A 19949-nucleotide genomic window follows, 5' to 3' on the forward strand; every position below is an offset into this window, starting at 1 on the left:
AAAGGAGCGGTAGTTCAGTTGGTTAGAATACCGGCCTGTCACGCCGGGGGTCGCGGGTTCGAGTCCCGTCCGCTCCGCCAACATAAAGAGATAAGCCTCATCGAAAGATGAGGCTTTTTTCGTTTTTTTTAATAGTTAATTTACGAAGTTATCCAATTTTTATGTCGTATATTAATACTATTGCCTTTATAAGCAGCCCATCTTGTTCCGTGAGCCTCAGTAGTATTGAACCACGCCACAGATTTCGGGCTAATTAAGCGTTATAATGCTTCACATTTTTGATGAGTAGCGTAAATGAATTGTCGTCTCGGATGCGGTGCTTGCTGTATTGCACCTTCAATCAGTAGCAAAATTCCTGGTATGCCAGATGGTAAGGCCGCTGGTGAGCGTTGTGTACAATTGAGTGATGCCAATTTATGTTTGATTTTCGGCTCACCTGATCGCCCCACTGTTTGCATTGATTTTGATGCATCGGTAGATGTATGTGGTCAAACGAACGATGAGGCACTTTGGTTAATTACCCAACTCGAATCTCAAACGGCTCATTAAGTTTATCGCGGACAGGTGAAATATGCAGTTAACTCGTTATACCGATTTTGGCGTTCGAACCCTAATGTATTTGGCTGTTCAGCCTGATAGGACTACTTTATTTAGAATTGCTGAAATTACGCAGGTATTTGATTTATCTCCAAACCATGTCTCTAAAATAGTACATCATTTAGGGAAGTTGGGTTATCTCGAAACCATTCGCGGTAAGATGGGTGGTTTTCGTTTAGGTAAGCCTGCGACTGAAATTAATCTGGGTCAGTTAGTGCGAGTGTTAGAAAACTCGTTAGCGCCGATTGATTGCAGTAAGCCTTACTGTCGATTCACACCAGCATGTAAGTTGAAAGGTGTGCTTGCCCAAGCGGTTGATGCCTATTTGAATGTACTCGATCAATATACTCTACTGGATATTGTGAGTAATCGTGATGAATTACTTACTCTGTTGCCGGATTTATCTATCTCAGTGTTGCAGTTGGATTAGTCCCTCCGGCTGGTGAAATATCGATAGAGAGTAAGCTTGATGCTGGCACCAGATCAATCCCTTCTATTTCTAGCCTTTGTAGATTAGCTTTAAGGAAGCGTATTGTTTCTGGATAAGGGTGTGCAATCGCCACGAGATTACCTTCTGTATGTGCTTGACTGATCATTACGCTAAATTGTTTTTCGAGTGCACTGGCACTGGTATCATTGTCTAAAAAAAGTTGGCGTTTTAGCAAAGGAACGCCTAATTGATCTGCTTTATCTCCCGCCTTAGTGAATCGTGTTGTCATACTATCGACAAAATACAGCTGTTTTTGTTTAAGGGTTTCCATAATCCATAACATGGGATCGTCGAGCTGTGTTAGTAGGCTACCCATATGATTATTCGCGCCTTTAGCGAAAGGGACACTGTCAATTGCATCAATAACAGTGTCGCGAATTTGTGCCTCACTCATAGTATTGGTTAATCCGCCCAGCCCTAATGTTTTGCCGTTCAGTGCTTGCATGGGTAAATGCAGCATAATTTCATGGCCTTTTTCATGGGCAGTCTTGGCGAGCTGTTTACCCAGTGGTGTGTGAGGTAATACTGAGAGTGTCACCGTACTCGGTAACGCTAATACAGTTTCATCACTATGACGATAACCAATGTCATCAATAATGAGGGCAATTTGAGCGGCATAACTTTGAGAGGTATTTAGGGTTAATAGAAGTAATGAATAAAATAAACGCACAATGTCTTCTTATTAGTCATGATGCTATATCAATACTCATATTAAAAACTAAGCGATTTTGAGTGATAGCATGGGCTGATAGGGTATCGATTATAGCGATAATTTTATTGCCTGAACCCGTTGTTTAAATTGACTTAGGTATTTACATTAACGGGGTTAGCTATAAAGCTAAAGGATTAGGCTCGTAACTGAGCCTAATCCAACGCTATTGATAAAGTGTCCGCACACCTGTGGTGATAGGTAATACCGACTAGCGGCAGTATCTCGCTGGATCGACGGCTTTGCCTTTGTGCCTTATTTCGAAGTATAAGCCTGGCTCACTTTGCCCACCTGAGCGTCCGACTAAAGCTATCTCCTCACCCGTTTTAACCATGTCGCCAGGTTTTCTTAATAGGGTTTGGGCATGGCCATAAAGGCTCATATAACCCTTACCATGGTCGATAACCATCACTAAACCAAAACCGCGTAACCAGTCAGCATAAATAACCTTACCACCGGATACTGCACGAATATTTTGTCCCTCAGGCGCAGAGAGCATGGTGCCTTTCCACACCACTTGACCAGAGCGTTGGCTGCCAAAGCCGGCACTGACACGACCCTTAGTGGGCCATTTGAGTTTGCCACTTTGTTTACCAAAACCTTCCATGGATGGATTATCTTTCATCGCCCGCAACGCTTGCTCAACGACACGCTTTAAGCTGGCCTCTTCAATTTGCATCTGTTCAAGCTCAGCCCCCTTAGAGTTTAAGGTTCGTTGTAGCTCATTAATGGTTAGTTGACGCTGATTTTGCTCTTGGCTCAGGCGTTTAGCTTGTACTTGCTGCTCGCTCACAAGCTGAGTTAACTGTTGTTGTTTACTCGTTTGTGTAACCTTGATTTCATCTAGCTCAGTTAAGGTTTGCTTTAATTCATTAATCGACTTCATCCGCGCTTTGTTGAGGTATTGGTAATAGGCCAACATACGCTCGATAGTAGCGGGGCTTTGTTGATTGAGTACCATCTTAGTGTAATCATGGTTGCCAGCAAGGTAGGCGCTAGATAACTGTTTAGATAGCGTTTTCTGCTGCGTAACCTTAAGAACTTCTAATGCTTCTTGGCGTGTTTTTAACTCTGCGAGTGTCGTGTCTATCTGCGCTAAATTATTTTTAGTGCTGTTGACCTTTTTAGCCGCAGACGCAATCGCCTCTTCATCGCTTCGTAGCAATGACAGTAATTTCTCTCTTTGTTTATCGGTAGTTTTTAACGCACTTTTTTGTTTATTTATTTGCGTTTGGATTGATTTCAACTCGGACTGACGCTTCGCTAAATCAGAAGCGTTTGCCGAAAAACATAACATCATAAAGCCAGCAATAATGCTGGCTTTAACAAGGAGTCGAATGCTCACTAGGTAACGGTTACTCTTTAATGTGGATTAAGGGCTTACCTGTCATCTCTGCTGGAATGGCTTCGCCTATCAAGTTCAAGATAGTCGGTGCAACGTCGCTTAGCTTACCACCGGTATCGATAGTTGCATCGCGTCCCACAAAGATAAATGGCACTAATTCACTGGTGTGCGCTGTGTGCGCCTGACCAGTAGTTTCATCGGTCATTTGCTCGGCGTTGCCGTGATCGGCGGTAATAATGCATTCGCCGCCCACTTTTGCCAGTGCATCAACCACACGTCCAATACACGCATCGACGGCTTCACAGGCTTTAACGGCGGCATCGAAATTACCCGTGTGGCCAACCATGTCACCATTAGGGTAGTTACAGATGATCACGTCGTACTTGGTTGACTCAATCGCCGCCACTAACTTGTCGGTCAGCTCGGCTGAACTCATCTCAGGCTGTAAGTCGTAGGTCGCGACTTTAGGTGAGTTGATTAGGATGCGATCTTCACCTTTAAATGGCTCTTCTTTACCGCCGTTGAAGAAGAAGGTCACATGGGCATATTTTTCTGTTTCAGAGATGCGCAGTTGAGTGCAGCCTTGCTTTTCAAGCACTTCACCTAAGGTATTCACTAGGTTTTCAGACGGGTAAGCGATAGGTGCTGTGATGTCGCCAGCGTACTCAGTCAAAGTGACAAAGTGCATTTTAGGCACGATAGAGCGCTCAAAACCATCAAAGTCGGGGTTAATAAAGCTACGGGTAATTTGACGGGCACGGTCGGCACGGAAATTCATAAATATCAGTGCATCGCCATCTTGCAAGGTCGTAACTTGACCGTCGGCATCGGTGATGGCTGATGAAGATACGAATTCGTCGTTCTCGTTACGCTCGTAGGCCGCTTCTAATGCAGTAACTGCGTTGTTGAATTGGAATTTTGCCTTGCCTTGGGTGATTAAATCGTAGGCTTGCGACACACGATCCCAACGATTATCCCTGTCCATTGCAAAGTAACGACCAATAATCGAGGCGATACGGCCATGGCCTAATGTAGTAAACAGATCATCAAAATGGCTCAAGCTGCCCTTTGCACTGCGTGGTGGTGTATCGCGGCCATCGAGGAAAGCATGCAAATAAACCTTAGTTGCGCCGCGAGCTACTGCCATGCGGCACATTGCTTCGATATGCTCTTCATGGCTGTGAACGCCACCGGCAGAAAGTAACCCCATAATGTGTACGGCGCCGTTGGCTTTAATAGCTGAGTCTATTGCATCACATAGGACTGCGTTTTTCTCAAACTCATGATCTGCAATGGCTTTACTAATGCGTGTGAGCTCTTGATAAACCACACGGCCAGAGCCTAAGTTAATGTGGCCAACTTCAGAGTTACCCATTTGACCATCAGGTAAGCCAACATCTAAACCAGAACCTGAAATCAAACTGTGGGGATATTGGGCATTGAGACGGTCGAGTACAGGAGTCTTTGCGTGAAAAATTGCATTATTATGCGTGTTTTCTCGGTAGCCCCAGCCATCGAGGATCAACAACGCGAGTGGACGTTTAGCTGTCGTCATGGTGATTCCTTAAGTTTTATAGAAGCGATAGAAATCTGAAATTGGTCAAATATTACTACGTTAGTGGGGGATGAAAAAGCGCTTTACCCCGATTAAGGTCATCGAATAGCTAATTCGTTCGATTCGCTGGCCTACTTGTGGCAAACACGGAGTGAATTGCGCTAAAAGTACGATCTGGAACTGTGACTAAACTGCTGCAATCTGCCAAGGCAATCGGTATACTCTGTGCCCTTATCGAATTTTCGCCATTTATGCGGGCAATCATCATGCAAGAATATATCGAATTTTTTAAAGCTCACTCAATGTTAAGTCTAGCTTGGGTGGGATTATTTGTTGTGCTCGTTGCGAGTCTCATCAAATCAAGCATGTCAAAAATCAAAAGTATTTCCCATCAAGAATTGACTATTATGGTCAATAGACAAGATGCAAAAGTGGTTGATGTGCGTTCGAACGACGAGTTCCGCAAGGGCCATATTGTTGATGCACTTAACGTTACGCTAGCTGATATTAAAAATAATCAGATATCCGCCCTTGAAAAGTATAAAGCCAGTCCCATTATATTAGTATGCAATGCTGGCATGACCTCGTCTCAAGCCGCTCAGCTTTTAGGTCAACAAGGTTTTGAAAACCTGTATAACTTAAAAGGTGGTATGGGTGAATGGCAGGCAGCCAATATGCCTGTTTCAAAAAGCAAAAGATAAGTTGTCGGCGGCAATGATGATTTAAACTGCATGTTATTTTTGGATACCGCAGTATTAGATCATCAATGCTTGGCATACTGATCCTACAGTGACTAATGGCTTAAATAAGTTGTTGGGCAGGTTTGATCGATACCCGAATCTGGGTACAAATTGGCATGATACTAAGAGCTAATACACGTCTTGGATAAGATAAGCCACGAGCCAATTTATGTTTAAATAATAATTGGCTTTCAAATAATAATTGGCTTTCAACGAAAAGCCGAAACAACATTGATAGGATAAGTAGGAAATTATGGCTGAAGTAGCAAACAACGAACAACAAGCCCCACAATTCAATATCCAACGTGTTTACACTAAAGACGTGTCTTTCGAAACGCCTAACAGCCCTGCGGTATTCCAAAAAGAATGGAACCCAGAAGTTAAGTTAGATTTAGACACTCGCAGCACTAAATTAGCTGATGACGTGTATGAAGTTATCTTGTCTTTAACTGTGACGGCACAAAATGAAGGCGAAACTGCTTTCCTATGTGAAGTACAGCAAGCGGGTATTTTCTCTATCACAGGTCTGACTGAGCCACAATTGGCCCACTCATTAGGCGCATATTGCCCTAACATCCTATTCCCATATGCTCGCGAAACCGTGGGCAGCTTAGTCGGTCGTGGTACTTTCCCACAACTTAACTTAGCACCAGTTAACTTTGATGCGCTGTTTGCTCAATATGTGCAGCAACGCCAAACCGCTGCGACTGCACCAGCGACTGAAGAAGCTAACGCTTAATCATATGAAAAACACTGCCGATATCACGGTACTAGGGGCGGGCTCTTATGGCACCGCCCTTGCCATTTCTTTGGCTAGCAATGGTCATAAGACCTTGTTATGGGGACATAATCCTGTCCACATGCAAACGCTGGCGCAAGACAGGTGTAACCAAGCATTTTTGCCAGACATTGCATTTCCTGACTGTCTACAAATTGAAGCCGATTTAGCGACCGCCTTAGCTGCCAGTAACAACGTGTTAGTGGTAGTGCCAAGCCATGTGTTTGGCACTGTGCTAAAGCAAGCTCAACCTTTGCTCCGTAGCGATGCGCGCATTGTATGGGCGACGAAAGGGCTTGAGCCTGAAACCGGACGTTTGTTGCAAGATGTGGCCCGTGATGTCTTAGGTGAGCAATATCCGCTTGCGGTGTTATCTGGGCCAACATTTGCGAAAGAATTGGCCATGGGATTACCCACTGCTATTGCAGTTGCAGGCACTTGCCCTAAGTTTACCCATGAATTAATTGAACTATTACATAGTCCAAAACATTTGCGGGTTTACGCCAACGACGACTTTACCGGCATCCAACTGGGTGGCGCAGTAAAGAACGTAATTGCGATTGGTGCGGGCATGTCCGACGGTATCGGCTTTGGTGCCAATGCCAGAACAGCCCTGATTACCCGTGGTTTAGTCGAATTGACGCGTTTAGGCGAAGCCTTAGGGGCCAATTCGGCCACCTTTATGGGAATGGCGGGATTAGGCGACTTAGTGTTGACCTGTACCGACAACCAATCCCGTAACCGTCGTTTCGGTTTAGCTTTAGGTAAAGGCAGCGATGTGATAACAGCGCAGGCTGAAATCGGCCAAGTGGTTGAAGGTTATCGCAATACCAAAGAAGTGTTTACGCTTGCGAAACGTCTTGGGGTTGAAATGCCAATCACTGAGCAAATTTACCAAGTCTTGTACCAAGGTAAATCGCCCGTCGATGCTGCTAAAGAATTGCTCAGCAGAGAGAAAAAATCAGAAACGCCGCCGCAATAAACCGCGAGCCGTGATGATGCTGAATAAAGGAAAGGGTGCTAAAATAGCGCCCTTTTTTGTGCCTGTTCGCATAGCCTTTAATGTTAGCTTCTGATATTGCCGGCATTAGGTGATACTTCCTTCATCCATGAGGGTTAAAGGGCAAATAGGGAGTTTTTGCTTAGCGTTTTACCACTATCTTGCTTTGTTAGTTGCTCGTGCGCTTAGGCTTATCGTGCGAACTTGGATTTAAGGTTTATCGTTCCAACTGTTGTTCAAGTTGCCGTACAAACTGCCCGTTGGCAGCCAATACCAATCAATTTATCTGTGTGGAGTAAGAGCGTGAAACATCATGATGTCATTATTATTGGAGCCGGCGCCGCGGGATTAATGTGTGCAGCGACCGCGGGTTACCGAGGCCGTGATGTACTCGTACTCGACAATGCCAAGCAAGCCGGGCGTAAAATCCTCATCAGCGGCGGCGGGCGTTGTAACTTCACCAACCTTAAAGTCGAGCCCGCTAACTTCCTCTGTGGTAATCCCCACTTTGTTAAGTCGGCACTCGCGCGTTATCCGTCGCAGCAGTTTATTGAACTGGTCGAGCGCCACGGCATTGAATACCACGAACGCGATCACGGCCAACTGTTTTGCAATGACTCGGCCAAAGAGATAGTCACTATGCTATTGACCGAGTGCGAATGGGCGGGCGTGACCATTAAGCTGCGCACCGATATTCTGGCCGTTAAAAAGACCGAGGCAGGGCGCTTTGAGCTCAACACTTCTAACGGCGAACTGAGCTGTGACTCATTGGTTATCGCCACGGGTGGCTTATCCATGCCTAAACTCGGCGCCACGCCTTACGGTTATCAACTGGCAGAGCAATTTGGCCTCAAAGTATTGCCAACTCACGCGGGTCTGGTGCCTTTTACATGGCACAGCGAAGATAAAATTCGCTTCGAGCCTTTGTCGGGCATCGCCGTACCGAGCCGTATTACCGCCAAAGATGGCACTGCATTTAGCGAAGCGCTGCTATTCACTCACCGCGGCTTATCTGGCCCTGCAATTTTGCAGATATCTAATTATTGGAAAGCGGGCGAAACCATAGAAATCGATCTATTGCCGAATATGGATTTGGCGCAATTGCTTGAGCAACAATTTGCCACGCACCCTAAGCAAAGCCTGCGTAATACGCTCAGCCAGTGGTTACCTAAACGTTTGGTTGAAGTGCTATTCGATGAATCCTTGCTAAACAAAGCCTTAAACCAGTTAGTGCACGCCGAGCGCGCAAAATTGGTCGATGATATACACCGCTGGACATTATTGATGAACGGCACCGAAGGCTACCGCACCGCCGAAGTGACTTTGGGTGGTATTGATAGTAATGAGCTGTCATCCAAAACCATGGAAGCCAGCAAAGTCGCAGGACTCTACTTTATCGGTGAAGTAATTGATGTAAGTGGTTGGTTAGGCGGGTTTAATTTTCAATTTGCTTGGTCGTCTGGCGTCGCTGCAGGACAAGCGGTTTAGTCCCTAACTTGCAAGGGTGATGAGTTTAAAACCCTTACTGTTTGAACTCATTAAAGCCAATATTCTAGCTAAATCACTTTTGCCCCATTATTGGTTTCGTCTAACAAATTTGCGATTTCAATCAGTCGCAATTTACCCAAATATAACTCATGTGACGTTAATAATAGTTATGCGGTGAGAGTGAAATTTTAATTGGATTGGTAAGTCGCTTCGGGGGAGTAGCTAACTGGATTTCGAGCCATCGTCATCTAGGGTGAACATCAACATACTTGGCCACACGCCATGGTGTTCATAGCAAATCATCGATTTGCCCAGCAAGACCTGAGCACAATGACTGCACCTAGGGGTGGACAGTTTATTGTGCTTATGTCTTAACCACCCCTAAAGGATCACACTTGGAAGCCCTACTTGCCTCAACCTTTACGGTTGCCATCGCCGAAATTGGTGATAAAACTCAATTACTTGCACTGATTCTCGCCGCAAGATTTAAAAACAAAACTGCCATTATTCTTGGTATTTTTCTATCGACGTTATTCAACCATTTTGCCGCCGCTTGGATTGGCCAGTGGGCGATTAACTGGGTCAGCCCAGATCTTACTCGTTATTTAGTTGCCGCGTCGTTCTTCGCAATTGCCCTTTGGGTGTTAATCCCAGATAAAGTCGATGCAGAAGAGAGCCGTTTCTATAAAATGGGCCCCTTTTTAGCCACCTTTATCCTATTTTTTATCGCCGAAATGGGCGATAAAACGCAAATAGCAACGGTAGTGTTAGCCGCAAAATACGATTCATTAACTATGGTGGTTGCAGGCACGACCTTAGGCATGTTGCTTGCTAATGTACCGGTAGTGATTGCGGGGCATTTCAGCGCCGATAAATTACCCATGCAATGGATACACCGTGGCTGCGCGGTACTATTTGCCTTATTGGGAGTGGCAACCTTGTTTGTCTAAGAACAGCATAATGCGATTAAATGGAGATAAAACCTCTGCATTTAATTTTATGCTTTCAGACCTAACCGTTTCGCGAGTCGATGCAAATTACCCGTATCGACTTGCAATATTCTGGCGCACACCGCCCAATTTTGTTGATTCGCTGCTAAAACTTGGCGGATAAGTTGACGCTGATAGGCCTCTGTTGAGGCCCTAAGCCCTAGTATTGTGGTATCTAATAATGACGATTCGCGAAGTTCGGCCGCTATTACAGACGGGGCTTCAATGGTTTTTACCACAGGCTCGACTCGCGCCGTTGGCTCATTGCTCACATTGGCTTGGGGTTGAATGACCACAGGATCAAACTGGAAATGTTTATCACTTAAGCTGATATACGCCGTTTTTAGTTCGGCTTTTGCTAACACCGCCGCCCTGTGTATTGCATGTTCTAATTCGCGCACATTACCCGGCCACGCATATTGTTCTAATAACTGCTGCGCTGATGGCGTGATGCTAATATGCGTAAGCCCTAGCTTTGCCCTACAGCGCTCCAGAAAAAAACCGGTTAATAACACGATATCTCGGCCACGCTCCCTCAATGGGGGAACATTAATCGGGAACACACTTAAACGATGATAGAGATCGAAACGAAAGCGGCCCTCTGTTGCCTCTTGATGTAAAATACGGTTAGTCGCCGCAATAATCCGAGTATTTACTTTTAGACTCTTATCACTCCCCACCCGTTGTAATTCACCAAATTGTAAAACTCTCAATAGTTTAGCTTGTAAGCTTAGGGGTAATTCGCCAATTTCATCTAAAAATAAAGTGCCATTATTGGCTAATTCAAACTTGCCTTGTCTGTGGCTAATGGCGCCAGTAAACGCGCCTTTGACATGACCGAAGAGTTCACTTTCGGCAACGGACTCAGGCAGTGCTGCACAGTTTAAGTAAATAAGGGGCTTATCGGCTCGCGTCGATTGATTATGTATCGCCGCTGCGACTAGCTCTTTACCTACTCCAGTTTCACCTGTGATTAAAACCGATAAATCAGTATTGGCTACCGCGCTAATCTGTTGTTTTAACGATTGGATCTCAGTCGATTGCCCAATAATCTCCTGCTGACTAGCAAGACGATTTAACACTTCAGTGCCGCTTGATACCTCCACGACTTGGGATTCTAGCTTTTGCATTAACAAAGCCGTATTTAAGCTGGCCGCGGCAAGTGCACTGATCACTCGCAGTTCGCTATCACTAAAACTATCAAACTGCTGTGGATTAAAACCGTCGATAGTTAATGCACCAATCAAGCGATCATGGGCGATTAACGGTAAGCCAATACACGCATGCACCTGTAAGTTATCGCTATGATTAGGGATTAATCCATCATATGGGTCAGGTAGTTGGCTATCAGAAGGGAAACGTACAACATCACCCGCACGAGCAATGGCCTCTAATCTTGGGTGTTCACTAATCTTAAACCGCCGCCCTAACACCTCAGTAAATAGGCCATCAATCGCCAACGGAATAAATTGCTGATCCTTAAAAACCAGTAAGGCTGCTGCGTCACAATTAACCCGGCGCCTTACAACAGCGAGCAAGCGCTCGAATCTATCCTCGGCTGAAAGACCAATCGTTAAATCTAATGCTAATTGGGTGAGATCGGCTTGAACATACATATTAAAGACTCGCGGTATCATAATGACAATAAATACTGTCATTATGATACCGCGATCAATGGTCATAATGACACTGACATTTGCATTTAAATATATAATGGATATATTTCAATTAGTTACGGATTTGGCATAAGAAGTGCAATCTTAAGGGAAGCAGAGAGTTAAGCCGCGGCTATAACATACTGATCCTCTAACGTATCTTTCTTATCTAATAGGTGTATTTATGACAATTCATGTAAAAAACAATATCCACTGGGTTGGTCAACGCGATTGGGAAGTTCAAGATTTTCATGGTACTGAATATAAAATCACCAAAGGCACGAGCTATAACAGTTATCTGATCCGCGAAGAAAAAACCGTGCTAATTGATACGGTTGATCATCGCTTTAGTCAGCAATTCTTACAAAACCTTGAAGCTGAAATTGATTTAAACGATATCGATTATATTGTGATGAATCATGCCGAAGAAGATCACTCCGGCGCGCTAACGGCTCTCATGGCCAAAATCCCTAATACACCGATTTATTGCACTGAAAATGCTGTCGACTCTATCGTAGGTCACCATCACCATCCAGAATGGAATTTCATTACTGTTAAAACTGGCGACAGTCTCGATGTTGGTAATGGTAAGCAACTGATTTTTATTGAAGCGCCAATGCTGCATTGGCCTGATAGCATGATGACGTATCTGACTGAGGATGCGGTTTTGTTTAGTAATGATGCCTTTGGTCAACATTATTGTGATGAGCGTCTTTTCAACGATGAAGTCGACCAAAATGAATTGATGGAACAATGTCTACGTTACTATGCCAATATTTTAACGCCATTTAGCAGCCTAGTAACCGCTAAAATTCACGAAGTATTAAGCTTTAATTTACCAGTAGATATGATTGCGACAGCCCACGGTATTGTGTGGCGCGACAATCCTGCGCAAATTATTCATCAGTATTTGGCTTGGGCTGATGCTTATCAAGAAGACCGCATCACTATTTTCTACGATTCTATGTCAAACAACACCCGCATGATGGCAGATGGCATTGCCCAAGGTATTCATGATGTTGACCCAAATGTTGCAGTAAAAGTATATAACGTTGCCCGCCATGACAAAAATGAAATCCTAGCACAAGCATTTAGATCTAAAGGTATTTTGGTGGGCTCATCCACTATGAATAACGTGATGATGCCTAAAATTGCCGCTATGTTAGAAGAAATCACTGGCTTACGCTTTCGTAATAAAAAAGCCGCAGCTTTCGGTAGTTATGGCTGGAATGGTGGCGCTGTCGATAGAATTCATACCCGTTTAATGGATGCTGGATTTGAAACCTCTGTCGGCTTAAAAGTTAAATGGCGCCCTGATCGTGACGCGATGCAAGAATGCCGTCAACACGGACAACGTATTGCCAAAGAATGGGCATTGCGCCCACTCGACAGCGCAAATAGTCGTTCGATTATCAATCAGGTTATGTCTAAACCTAGTCAAGCCGTTAATCAAAACGCAGCACCTGCCATTACGCCAGCGCCAGCAAAAAATGCAAGCCTTGTAGTGGATGATGCACAATCTATGATTTGTACTGTTTGCCAATGGGTTTACGATCCTAAAGACGGTGAGCCCAATCAAGATGTCGCGGCTGGTACACCTTGGGCACAAGTGGCTGATGACTTCCTCTGCCCTGAATGTGGCCTTGGTAAAAGCGTCTTTGCGGTAAAGAAAAGTGAGGTGAACCATGCCTAGACCTATCGTCATTATTGGTAGTGGTTTTGCGGCGTATCAATTAGTGAAAACGCTACGCCGATTAAACACTGAGCAGGCTATTACCTTAATTACCGCTGACTCAGGTGATGAATACCATAAACCAGATTTAAGCCATGTATTTAGTCGCCAGCAAATGGCGGCAGATCTGATTAAATTAACAGCCGCAGAGTTTGCTAAAGAACAACAAATTGATTTGCTCAATCACAGTGAGGTCACTCACATAGACAAAGATCGCAAAGTGGTCTTTTGCACTCAGGGCCGCGAAGTCGCCTATGAGAAGTTAGTGCTCGCTACAGGCGCACGGCCTTTTATTCCTAAAATGAGTGGCGATGCCATTAATGCTATTCATACATTTAACAGCTTAAGCGAGTATCAAGCCTGCCAAGCCAATATACGTAGTGCAGCAAAAGTACTCGTTATCGGCGCGGGGTTAGTCGGAGTTGAGTTAGCAATGGATCTAGCGACTGCGGGTAAACAGGTCTTTTTAGTCGACCCGCAGGCAAGCCTAATGGCAAACTTATTGCCTGAAATGCTAAGCCAAAAACTTGCTGCGGTGTTAGCCAAGCAAGGGGTAACCGTGCAATTACAAACTCGGGTAAGTCAACTGCAACACCAAGATAGCAGTATTGCTGTAAGTCTCGATAACGACCTGCACTTTACTTGTGATGCGGTGATCTGCGCAGCTGGCCTAATACCTAACAGCCAACTTGCGCAAAATGCGGGTCTTGAGGTCAATAAAGGCATCATAGTTAATGAGTACTTACAAACAAGTGATAGCGATATTTATGCACTAGGAGACTGTGCTCACATCAATGGTCAAAGCATGGCCTATTTGCAACCAGCATTACTGAGTGCCAACGCACTGGCAAGCACCTTGTTAAATCAAGCCACTGCGGTGAATTTCCCTGCGATGCTCGTTAAAGTTAAAACCCCCTTATTACCGATGCAATTAGGCGGTATTACGGTTAGTAACGTTCACCGCTGGCGAGTCGATATTGATGCCCAAGGCACCTGTATTAAAGCATTAGATGCAGATGAAATATTACTCGGATTTATCGTAACAGAAGATAAAATGAAACAAGCTTTTGGATTATTAAAGCAACTCAATAGCCCTAATACTGTGCTCGCTGCAGCTTAATGATGGCGTTGGCATTACCTAATTTGACATTGATTTAGACGTTACTTGCCTATTAATCATTGAATGAACGCTATTTAAAGGTAAAAAACCGAGAGTGATTATCACCTCGGTTTTTTCATTTAAGCCATTATATAAGTATGACTAATACTCTATAAACCTAACGCTTGCTTTATACGTTGGCCGTAATCAGCATCGGCTTGGGTGAAATGCCCTACCATGCGTTGCTGCACATCTAAACTCGCCTGACACAGTGAACCTGAAATAGTCGCTACTAAACGTGCTTTCTCATCTTCACTAAAGATGCGATACAAATTACCCGCCTGAGTATAATCGTCTTGGTTATAACGACTATAACGCGCAGCCTCACCTTCTAATCGAAGTGGTGGCTCAGTAAAGTTAACCGGTTCCACTAAGGCCGATGGGCTGCTGTTTGGGCCATAGTTGGGACTAGCATCACCACCGGTTTGACTGTGGCTAAACGGGCATTGTGTACCTGCCATAGCACCGCCACGTTGATGATGATTTGCCTTAGCTGCGTGTGGGCAGTTTACGGGGTCTGACGCTCAGTGGAACGAAAACTCACGTTAAGCAACGTTTTCTACCTCTGACGCCTCTTTTAATGGTCTCAGATGTCCTTTGGTCACCAGTTCAGCCAGCGTGAAGGAATAATGGCCGAGCATATTGATATGTCCGTGGCAAAGCGGGGAGAGGCGTGCGATATCTTCATCATTCAGTGTTTCACCTTGCGCCCGGAGATGATCCAGGGCTGCCTGCATATACATAGTGTTCCATAACACGACGGCGTTAGTGACCAGCCCCAGTGCGCCCAGTTGATCTTCCTGACCGTCGGTATATCGTTTTCTTATCTCACCTTTTTGACCGTGACAGATGGCTCTGGCAACGGCATGGCGGCTTTCTCCCCGATTAAGCTGGGTCAGAATGCGCCGGCGGTAATCTTCATCATCAATATAATTAAGCAGATACAGCGTTTTGTTGATGCGCCCCACTTCAATGATTGCCTGAGTCAGTCCGGAAGGACGTTCACTTTTCAGCAATGAACGGACCAGCACTGAAGCCTGTACTTTGCCCAGTTTCAGGGAGCCAGCGGTCCGGATCATTTCGTCCCACTGAAGGACTATTTTTCGGGGATCTGATTGCCCTCTGGCAATATCATTCAGCACGCCATAGTTGGCATCATGGTCCATTCGCCAGAAAACCGAAGCACCGGCATCAGCCAGGCGTGGAGAAAACTGGTATCCCAGCAGCCAGAAAAGGCCAAAGACAAGTTCGCTGGTACCTGCTGTATCGGTCATAATTTCGGTTGGATTCAGCCCGGTCTCCTGTTCCAGAAGGCCTTCCAGCACAAAGATAGAGTCCCTCAGCGTCCCCGGTATAACGATGCCATGAAAGCCGGAATACTGATCGGACACAAAGTTGTACCAGGTGATCCCTCTGTTATTACCAAAGTATTTGCGGTTCGGTCCGGCATTGATTGTTCTGACTGGCGTAACAAAGCGCATTCCATCTGCAGATGCCACTTCTCCGCCACCCCATATCTGTGCCAGTGGCAGCGTTGCCTGAAAATCAACCAGTCTGGCATTAGCGCTGGTGATAGTTTCAGCCCGCAGATAGTTCGCTTTTGTCCAGTTCAGCCGGTGTCGGGTCAGTGCAGGAACATTTGATCTGATCAGTGGTTCCAGACCGATATTGCAGGCTTCAGCCATCAGCACGGCGCTGATGCTGACGGGCAGATCATCAACTCTGGCACTGGCTTCACTAGCATGGAAAAACTCATCAGCAAATCCGGTATGGGCGTTAATTTCGAGCAGCAACTCCGTTAAATCCACCGGAGGGAGCAGATCACTGATCATTTTGCTCAGTCGTTTCAGACTGTCCGGCTCATCAAGACTGGCGAGGGGAGAAATTGTCAACCGGGGCTTCGGGCCAGAAACATCGAGTTCGACAGCCTCATTTTCGCCAAGACGTGCAGCAACCTGTCTGTAACGACTATCAAGCTGATGACCCAGAGATTTTATTGCTTCCTGCGGGTCTGTCGGGTGTCCCAGAGAACGATAAACCTTAATCCGGTTTGCCTGCCAGTCAGCACCCTGTAGTAATCTTGCTCGGGGATCTCCCCACCGGTTACTGCCGGTAACGTAGACATCCCTCCGCCTCAGACTATCCTGCAGTTTACTGAGAAAGCAGAGCGTGTATCCCCTGCGGGTGATATGTTTTTCCTTGTTAATCACCAGCCGTTTCCATGACCGACTGATAATTTCCGTTGGTGCGTCGTCAAAAAACTGCCGCCGTGAGCTGAACTCCCGGCTGAGGTAGTCACAGGCATTCAGAGTGGTAACCCCGGCAGGTGCGGATGAAAATTTAACGGTATTCAGCAGATGGGGCAGGAAACGACGAACGCGCCCGTACTGCTCCACCATTTCTTCATGAAAATTATCGTCTGAGGGCCGGGCAATTTCACGGACAAGCGTGATGATTTCAGCCAGCTTTTGCCTGGGGATGTAGCTGAACACCTCAGCACGAATCGATTCGTCCGGTGTTTCTTCTTTCAGCTGTGCGTTTATATAATAGTTTGATAATTCTTAATAATGTTTGATCATTTATATAATAGTTTGATATTTTTTGGCTCTTTTGGTGAATGTGCGGATTAAGAGTTAGCACATTTTTGCCCCAAAGCAAGATAACTTTGTCGTCAGGTGTGCTGCACTGATTGTCATTATTTCCCCAGTGACACGCCGTGAATATATCCATATAGGCTCGACGGCGACATCCATGTCGCCAACGGTCACTGGTGCAACAATGCCAATCCTCACTAACCCTTTCGCTGATCGTTCAGCTAAAAAGGTATTGCCCCCTTATATGTTTCGACTGATTGTACACCTTCTTTACCAAAGCATCATTTGACTTACTTTTTGTAATATTAGTAATGTATCTAAAGAGGCAAGTTAACATCAGTCATGTCTGTAACGAAGCGAGTTCGGTGCGCGTTTACTCACTGTATAGCGATGCGTTGACTTTCAGGAGATATAAGTGGGTTTATTTACACCAAAATTTGAGCAAGAAAAGCTTCATGCGAACTATTTGGAAGTGCTGAGGCATGTGCAACAAGCGGATCGTGATGAGTTTGAGAGTTGGTTCTCGGGTTTTCCTGATCGAGACGGAAAGTTAATAGATGAGTTTCAAACGACTTTTAATTCTACGTTCTGGGAAATCTATTTATATAGGTTGTTCAAAAACATTGGAGCAAGTTTTGATTGGTCACAACCTGCACCAGACTTTGCTTTGACAATTGATGGTAAAGACGTAATTGTCGAAGCTACGATTGCGTCAAATACCCAAGGAAAAAAACCTGAATGGGAGAAAGACATATTTTCACCTTTACCAGACAGTTTTCGTTCAATGAATGTTGAGTCGATAATACGTCTAGCTAATGCTGTGACCTCTAAAAGGGCGAAATATCAAAGCAGCTATAAGCAAAAAATTCACGTTGAAAACAAACCATTTGTGCTGGCAATCGCTCCCTTCGAACAACCTAATTTTAACCTTCAATATGAAACACCGATGATGGCTTTGTTGTATGACTACTATGTTGATGAGGACGCTTATAACAATAATCCTGCTGCATTCCCTAATGGGCCTCCAGGAATTAGCTTAGGATATGTTGAAAAAGCTAATGGGTCTAAAATTCAGCTTGGTATTTTCGAAACGGCAGAGTTTCAAGAGATTAGTGCCATTATCTTCAGTACAACTGCTACTTGGGGGAAGGTTGAGGCAATGTCAAAAAACACTGATATAGAGCGCTATGTTAGTACTGCTTGGTACGACCCAAATAACTCTTCACCAATCCAAATGTCAACTCCAAACACACTATACACAGAGCGTATTCAAGATGGTTTAATGGTCTTTCACAACCCTTACGCAGTTGAAGCATTAGATCCAACCATGTTTGAAATTCCCGGTATAACACAAGTTTTTGTTGATAAAACGACTAGGAAAATCACACACCAACGCAATGGAATTGTCTTAATGCACAGGCAAGTAGCTAATCTGCTAAAGCAATAAACTAAAGCATACAATTCAGAAGTATTTTCCCCTTAGTTGAGCCAACCCCGAATCAGGTAGTTCGCGGCCCCCAATTTGTGCTATCAGTGTGACGTTAGGCTCGCACTGACATACCAATCTTGACCAAATTTTGGTAATGCTACAGAGTGTCTATAGAGATTAGGCCTAACCAAAACACAAGGAAGCATAGTGGAAGAATTCTCCCCATTTTTATCAAGCATAATCGGGTCTGTTTCAACTGTCGCTGTTGTTGGTGGGATCGCATTTTTCTGTCGGAAGTGGCTTTTGGAGCGAATAAAGGCGTCGATAAAACATGAATATGACTTAAAGATACTTGAACTCGAAAGCCAAAAGGAAATCAGGCTCAAAGGCGAAATTGTCTCCGAGCTTCTAGCTGAGTGGATAAGAAAAGAAGGTTTTCTTGATTATAACCTTTTAAATAAGCTTTCCTTTCAGGCATACATCTGGCTCCCCAAAGACTTAGCTGAAGATTTGTCGAATTCGTTAGCAAATAAAGATGGCGCTAAAGACGTCCGATTACTCTTGAATGACATTCGTACGTATCTTCAAGGCGAAGATGATGGTCTTGAGTCAAAGCACGCGATTGTTTTTGATGAGCCTGACTTATACGGCAGGTCTATACCTACCAGTAGGGTAACAAGCTGTGCAAATGCTAAACCCAAACCTGTACGTTAAATATTTATGCCCCGTTCCGTGATCATATTTAGGAACAGCTACTTAGTAGAGTGAATTATCATGAGCGATAAAAACCTTCCTAAACCAATAAAATCCATTTCTATTTCAACATCAGTAGAGCAACCCTGTAATTCGCCGAAAACAACCCCAACAGAAAGACTATCACTACCACAGGCCCAAGCTCTGAAAACTATAGTAAAATCTGAAGATGAAAGTTGGATCGACCGCCTTTATGCGTGGGCAGACAAAAATTATCTACCAGATCTTTTTTGGGGGCATAATTGTGGTGGCACTGATATGTATTATGGACTACCAAGAAACAGGGAAAAGCTTAAAACCCTGTCTAAGTTATATATTCCATATGGCAAAGTAATTGACGATGATTATGATGAGCCATTTTTTACCAAACTCACAGAACTGCCTGTAGAAATTGGGCAACTAAAACAATTGACTGAGCTTGATTTGAGCAACAACCAAATTACAACGTTGCCTGAGGAAATTAGGCTATTGGCGCTACTGATACAACTAGACCTTAGCTGCAATCAACTCATTGAACTTCCAGCGGAAATCGGACACTTAGAGCAATTAACCAAACTCGACCTTAGTCATAACCTCCGACTCACCTATCTACCAGCCGAAATAGGACAACTTGTACAATTGTCCGAGCTTGATCTTAGCTACAACCAAATCGCAAAGTTGCCTGAAGAAATTGGGCTACTGGTGCAACTGAAACAACTAAACCTTAGATGTAATCAAATAATTAATTTCCCTAAGGAAATTGGAAAATTTACGCAATTGACCCAGCTTAATCTATCCCTCAATCAGCTCACTGAACTCCCCGCGGAAACTGGACAGCTTACGCAATTGACGCAGCTTGATCTATCCCACAATCAGCTCACTAAACTCCCCGCGGAAATTGGACAGCTTACGCAATTGACGCAGCTTGATCTATCCCACAATCAGCTCACTGAACTC

The 19949-nt window shown here is 44.7% G+C and carries 16 protein-coding genes, 1 tRNA gene and 2 pseudogenes; 13 read left to right on the plus strand and 6 right to left on the minus strand.

The features are described from left to right. Positions 1-3 precede the first annotated feature (3 nt). The 3 genes from ACRN9H_RS18815 to ACRN9H_RS18825 all read left to right on the plus strand — a co-directional run bounded on the left by ACRN9H_RS18815 (position 4) and on the right by ACRN9H_RS18825 (position 1027). Positions 4-80 (plus strand) — tRNA-Asp (locus ACRN9H_RS18815). A 214-nt stretch (positions 81-294) separates the two neighbouring features. After that, complete coding sequence (locus ACRN9H_RS18820) at positions 295-549, plus strand: YkgJ family cysteine cluster protein (RefSeq protein ID WP_432315752.1); 255 nt, start codon at positions 295-297, stop codon at positions 547-549. Between the two features lie 22 nt (positions 550-571). Beyond that, positions 572-1027, plus strand: a complete 456-nt coding sequence (locus ACRN9H_RS18825; RefSeq protein WP_432315753.1) for an Rrf2 family transcriptional regulator — start codon at positions 572-574, stop codon at positions 1025-1027. On the opposite strand, the gene ACRN9H_RS18830 is transcribed toward ACRN9H_RS18825, so the two are convergent. From ACRN9H_RS18830 to gpmM, 3 genes are all read right to left on the minus strand, one after another. Next, positions 1002-1757, minus strand: a complete 756-nt coding sequence (locus tag ACRN9H_RS18830; protein WP_432315755.1) for a divergent polysaccharide deacetylase family protein — start codon at positions 1755-1757, stop codon at positions 1002-1004. The two genes, ACRN9H_RS18825 and ACRN9H_RS18830, sit on opposite strands and share 26 nt — an antisense overlap. Before the next feature lie 250 nt (positions 1758-2007). Next, positions 2008-3141, minus strand: a complete 1134-nt coding sequence (locus ACRN9H_RS18835; RefSeq protein WP_220773780.1) for a murein hydrolase activator EnvC family protein — start codon at positions 3139-3141, stop codon at positions 2008-2010. Positions 3142-3151: 10 nt separating this feature from the next. Continuing rightward, positions 3152-4696, minus strand: a complete 1545-nt coding sequence (gpmM, locus tag ACRN9H_RS18840; protein WP_263190323.1) for a 2,3-bisphosphoglycerate-independent phosphoglycerate mutase — start codon at positions 4694-4696, stop codon at positions 3152-3154. Between the two features lie 266 nt (positions 4697-4962). Between gpmM and ACRN9H_RS18845 the strand changes: the two genes are divergently transcribed. The 5 genes from ACRN9H_RS18845 to ACRN9H_RS18865 all read left to right on the plus strand — a co-directional run bounded on the left by ACRN9H_RS18845 (position 4963) and on the right by ACRN9H_RS18865 (position 9652). Continuing rightward, positions 4963-5397 (plus strand): rhodanese-like domain-containing protein, encoded by a 435-nt coding sequence (locus tag ACRN9H_RS18845; RefSeq protein WP_220773789.1) that lies wholly within the window; start codon positions 4963-4965, stop codon positions 5395-5397. Between the two features lie 292 nt (positions 5398-5689). After that, positions 5690-6175: a protein-export chaperone SecB gene (secB, locus tag ACRN9H_RS18850; RefSeq protein ID WP_220773782.1), complete on the plus strand. Its 486-nt coding sequence runs from the start codon at positions 5690-5692 to the stop codon at positions 6173-6175. Between the two features lie 4 nt (positions 6176-6179). Then, the gene (gene gpsA, locus ACRN9H_RS18855; RefSeq protein ID WP_220773783.1) at positions 6180-7196 is read left to right on the plus strand and encodes an NAD(P)H-dependent glycerol-3-phosphate dehydrogenase; all 1017 of its coding nucleotides are present in this window, start codon (positions 6180-6182) and stop codon (positions 7194-7196) included. Between the two features lie 321 nt (positions 7197-7517). Then, positions 7518-8702 (plus strand): NAD(P)/FAD-dependent oxidoreductase, encoded by a 1185-nt coding sequence (locus ACRN9H_RS18860; protein ID WP_263190326.1) that lies wholly within the window; start codon positions 7518-7520, stop codon positions 8700-8702. A 395-nt stretch (positions 8703-9097) separates the two neighbouring features. Further along, the gene (locus tag ACRN9H_RS18865; protein ID WP_226060101.1) at positions 9098-9652 is read left to right on the plus strand and encodes a TMEM165/GDT1 family protein; all 555 of its coding nucleotides are present in this window, start codon (positions 9098-9100) and stop codon (positions 9650-9652) included. 47 nt (positions 9653-9699) lie between these two features. Here ACRN9H_RS18865 and norR read toward each other — a convergent pair whose 3' ends face one another. Further along, a complete protein-coding gene (gene norR / locus ACRN9H_RS18870; protein WP_226060100.1) occupies positions 9700-11349 on the minus strand; it encodes a nitric oxide reductase transcriptional regulator NorR in 1650 nt (549 codons plus the stop codon). Positions 11350-11530: 181 nt separating this feature from the next. On the opposite strand from norR, the gene norV reads away from it, so the two are divergent. Together norV and norW are read left to right on the plus strand one after the other, a co-directional pair. Next, positions 11531-13039, plus strand: a complete 1509-nt coding sequence (gene norV, locus ACRN9H_RS18875) for an anaerobic nitric oxide reductase flavorubredoxin (RefSeq protein ID WP_115406196.1) — start codon at positions 11531-11533, stop codon at positions 13037-13039. Beyond that, a complete protein-coding gene (gene norW / locus ACRN9H_RS18880; RefSeq protein WP_226060099.1) occupies positions 13032-14198 on the plus strand; it encodes an NADH:flavorubredoxin reductase NorW in 1167 nt (388 codons plus the stop codon). Before norV ends, norW begins: the two co-directional genes overlap by 8 nt. Before the next feature lie 149 nt (positions 14199-14347). On the opposite strand, the pseudogene katB reads toward norW, so the two are convergent. Then, positions 14348-14752 (minus strand): annotated as a pseudogene (gene katB, locus ACRN9H_RS18885) (catalase KatB); the annotation flags it as partial. Positions 14753-14782: 30 nt separating this feature from the next. Then, positions 14783-16768: pseudogene (locus ACRN9H_RS18890) on the minus strand (Tn3-like element Tn3 family transposase); the annotation flags it as partial. Positions 16769-17246: 478 nt separating this feature from the next. Here ACRN9H_RS18890 and ACRN9H_RS18895 point away from each other — a divergent pair. The 3 genes from ACRN9H_RS18895 to ACRN9H_RS18905 form a co-directional block, all read left to right on the plus strand. Further along, positions 17247-18278: a hypothetical protein gene (locus ACRN9H_RS18895; protein ID WP_432315759.1), complete on the plus strand. Its 1032-nt coding sequence runs from the start codon at positions 17247-17249 to the stop codon at positions 18276-18278. Positions 18279-18467: 189 nt separating this feature from the next. Further along, entirely contained in the window at positions 18468-18974 is a 507-nt protein-coding gene (locus ACRN9H_RS18900) for a hypothetical protein (RefSeq protein WP_432315761.1), read from the plus strand. A 60-nt stretch (positions 18975-19034) separates the two neighbouring features. Beyond that, positions 19035-19949, plus strand: a 915-nt coding sequence (locus ACRN9H_RS18905) for a leucine-rich repeat domain-containing protein (RefSeq protein WP_432315762.1), incomplete at its 3' end; no start/stop codon positions are given.

This window comes from Shewanella sp. MF08487 (assembly GCF_050848685.1).
In the GTDB taxonomy this organism is placed as follows: domain Bacteria; phylum Pseudomonadota; class Gammaproteobacteria; order Enterobacterales; family Shewanellaceae; genus Shewanella; species Shewanella glacialipiscicola.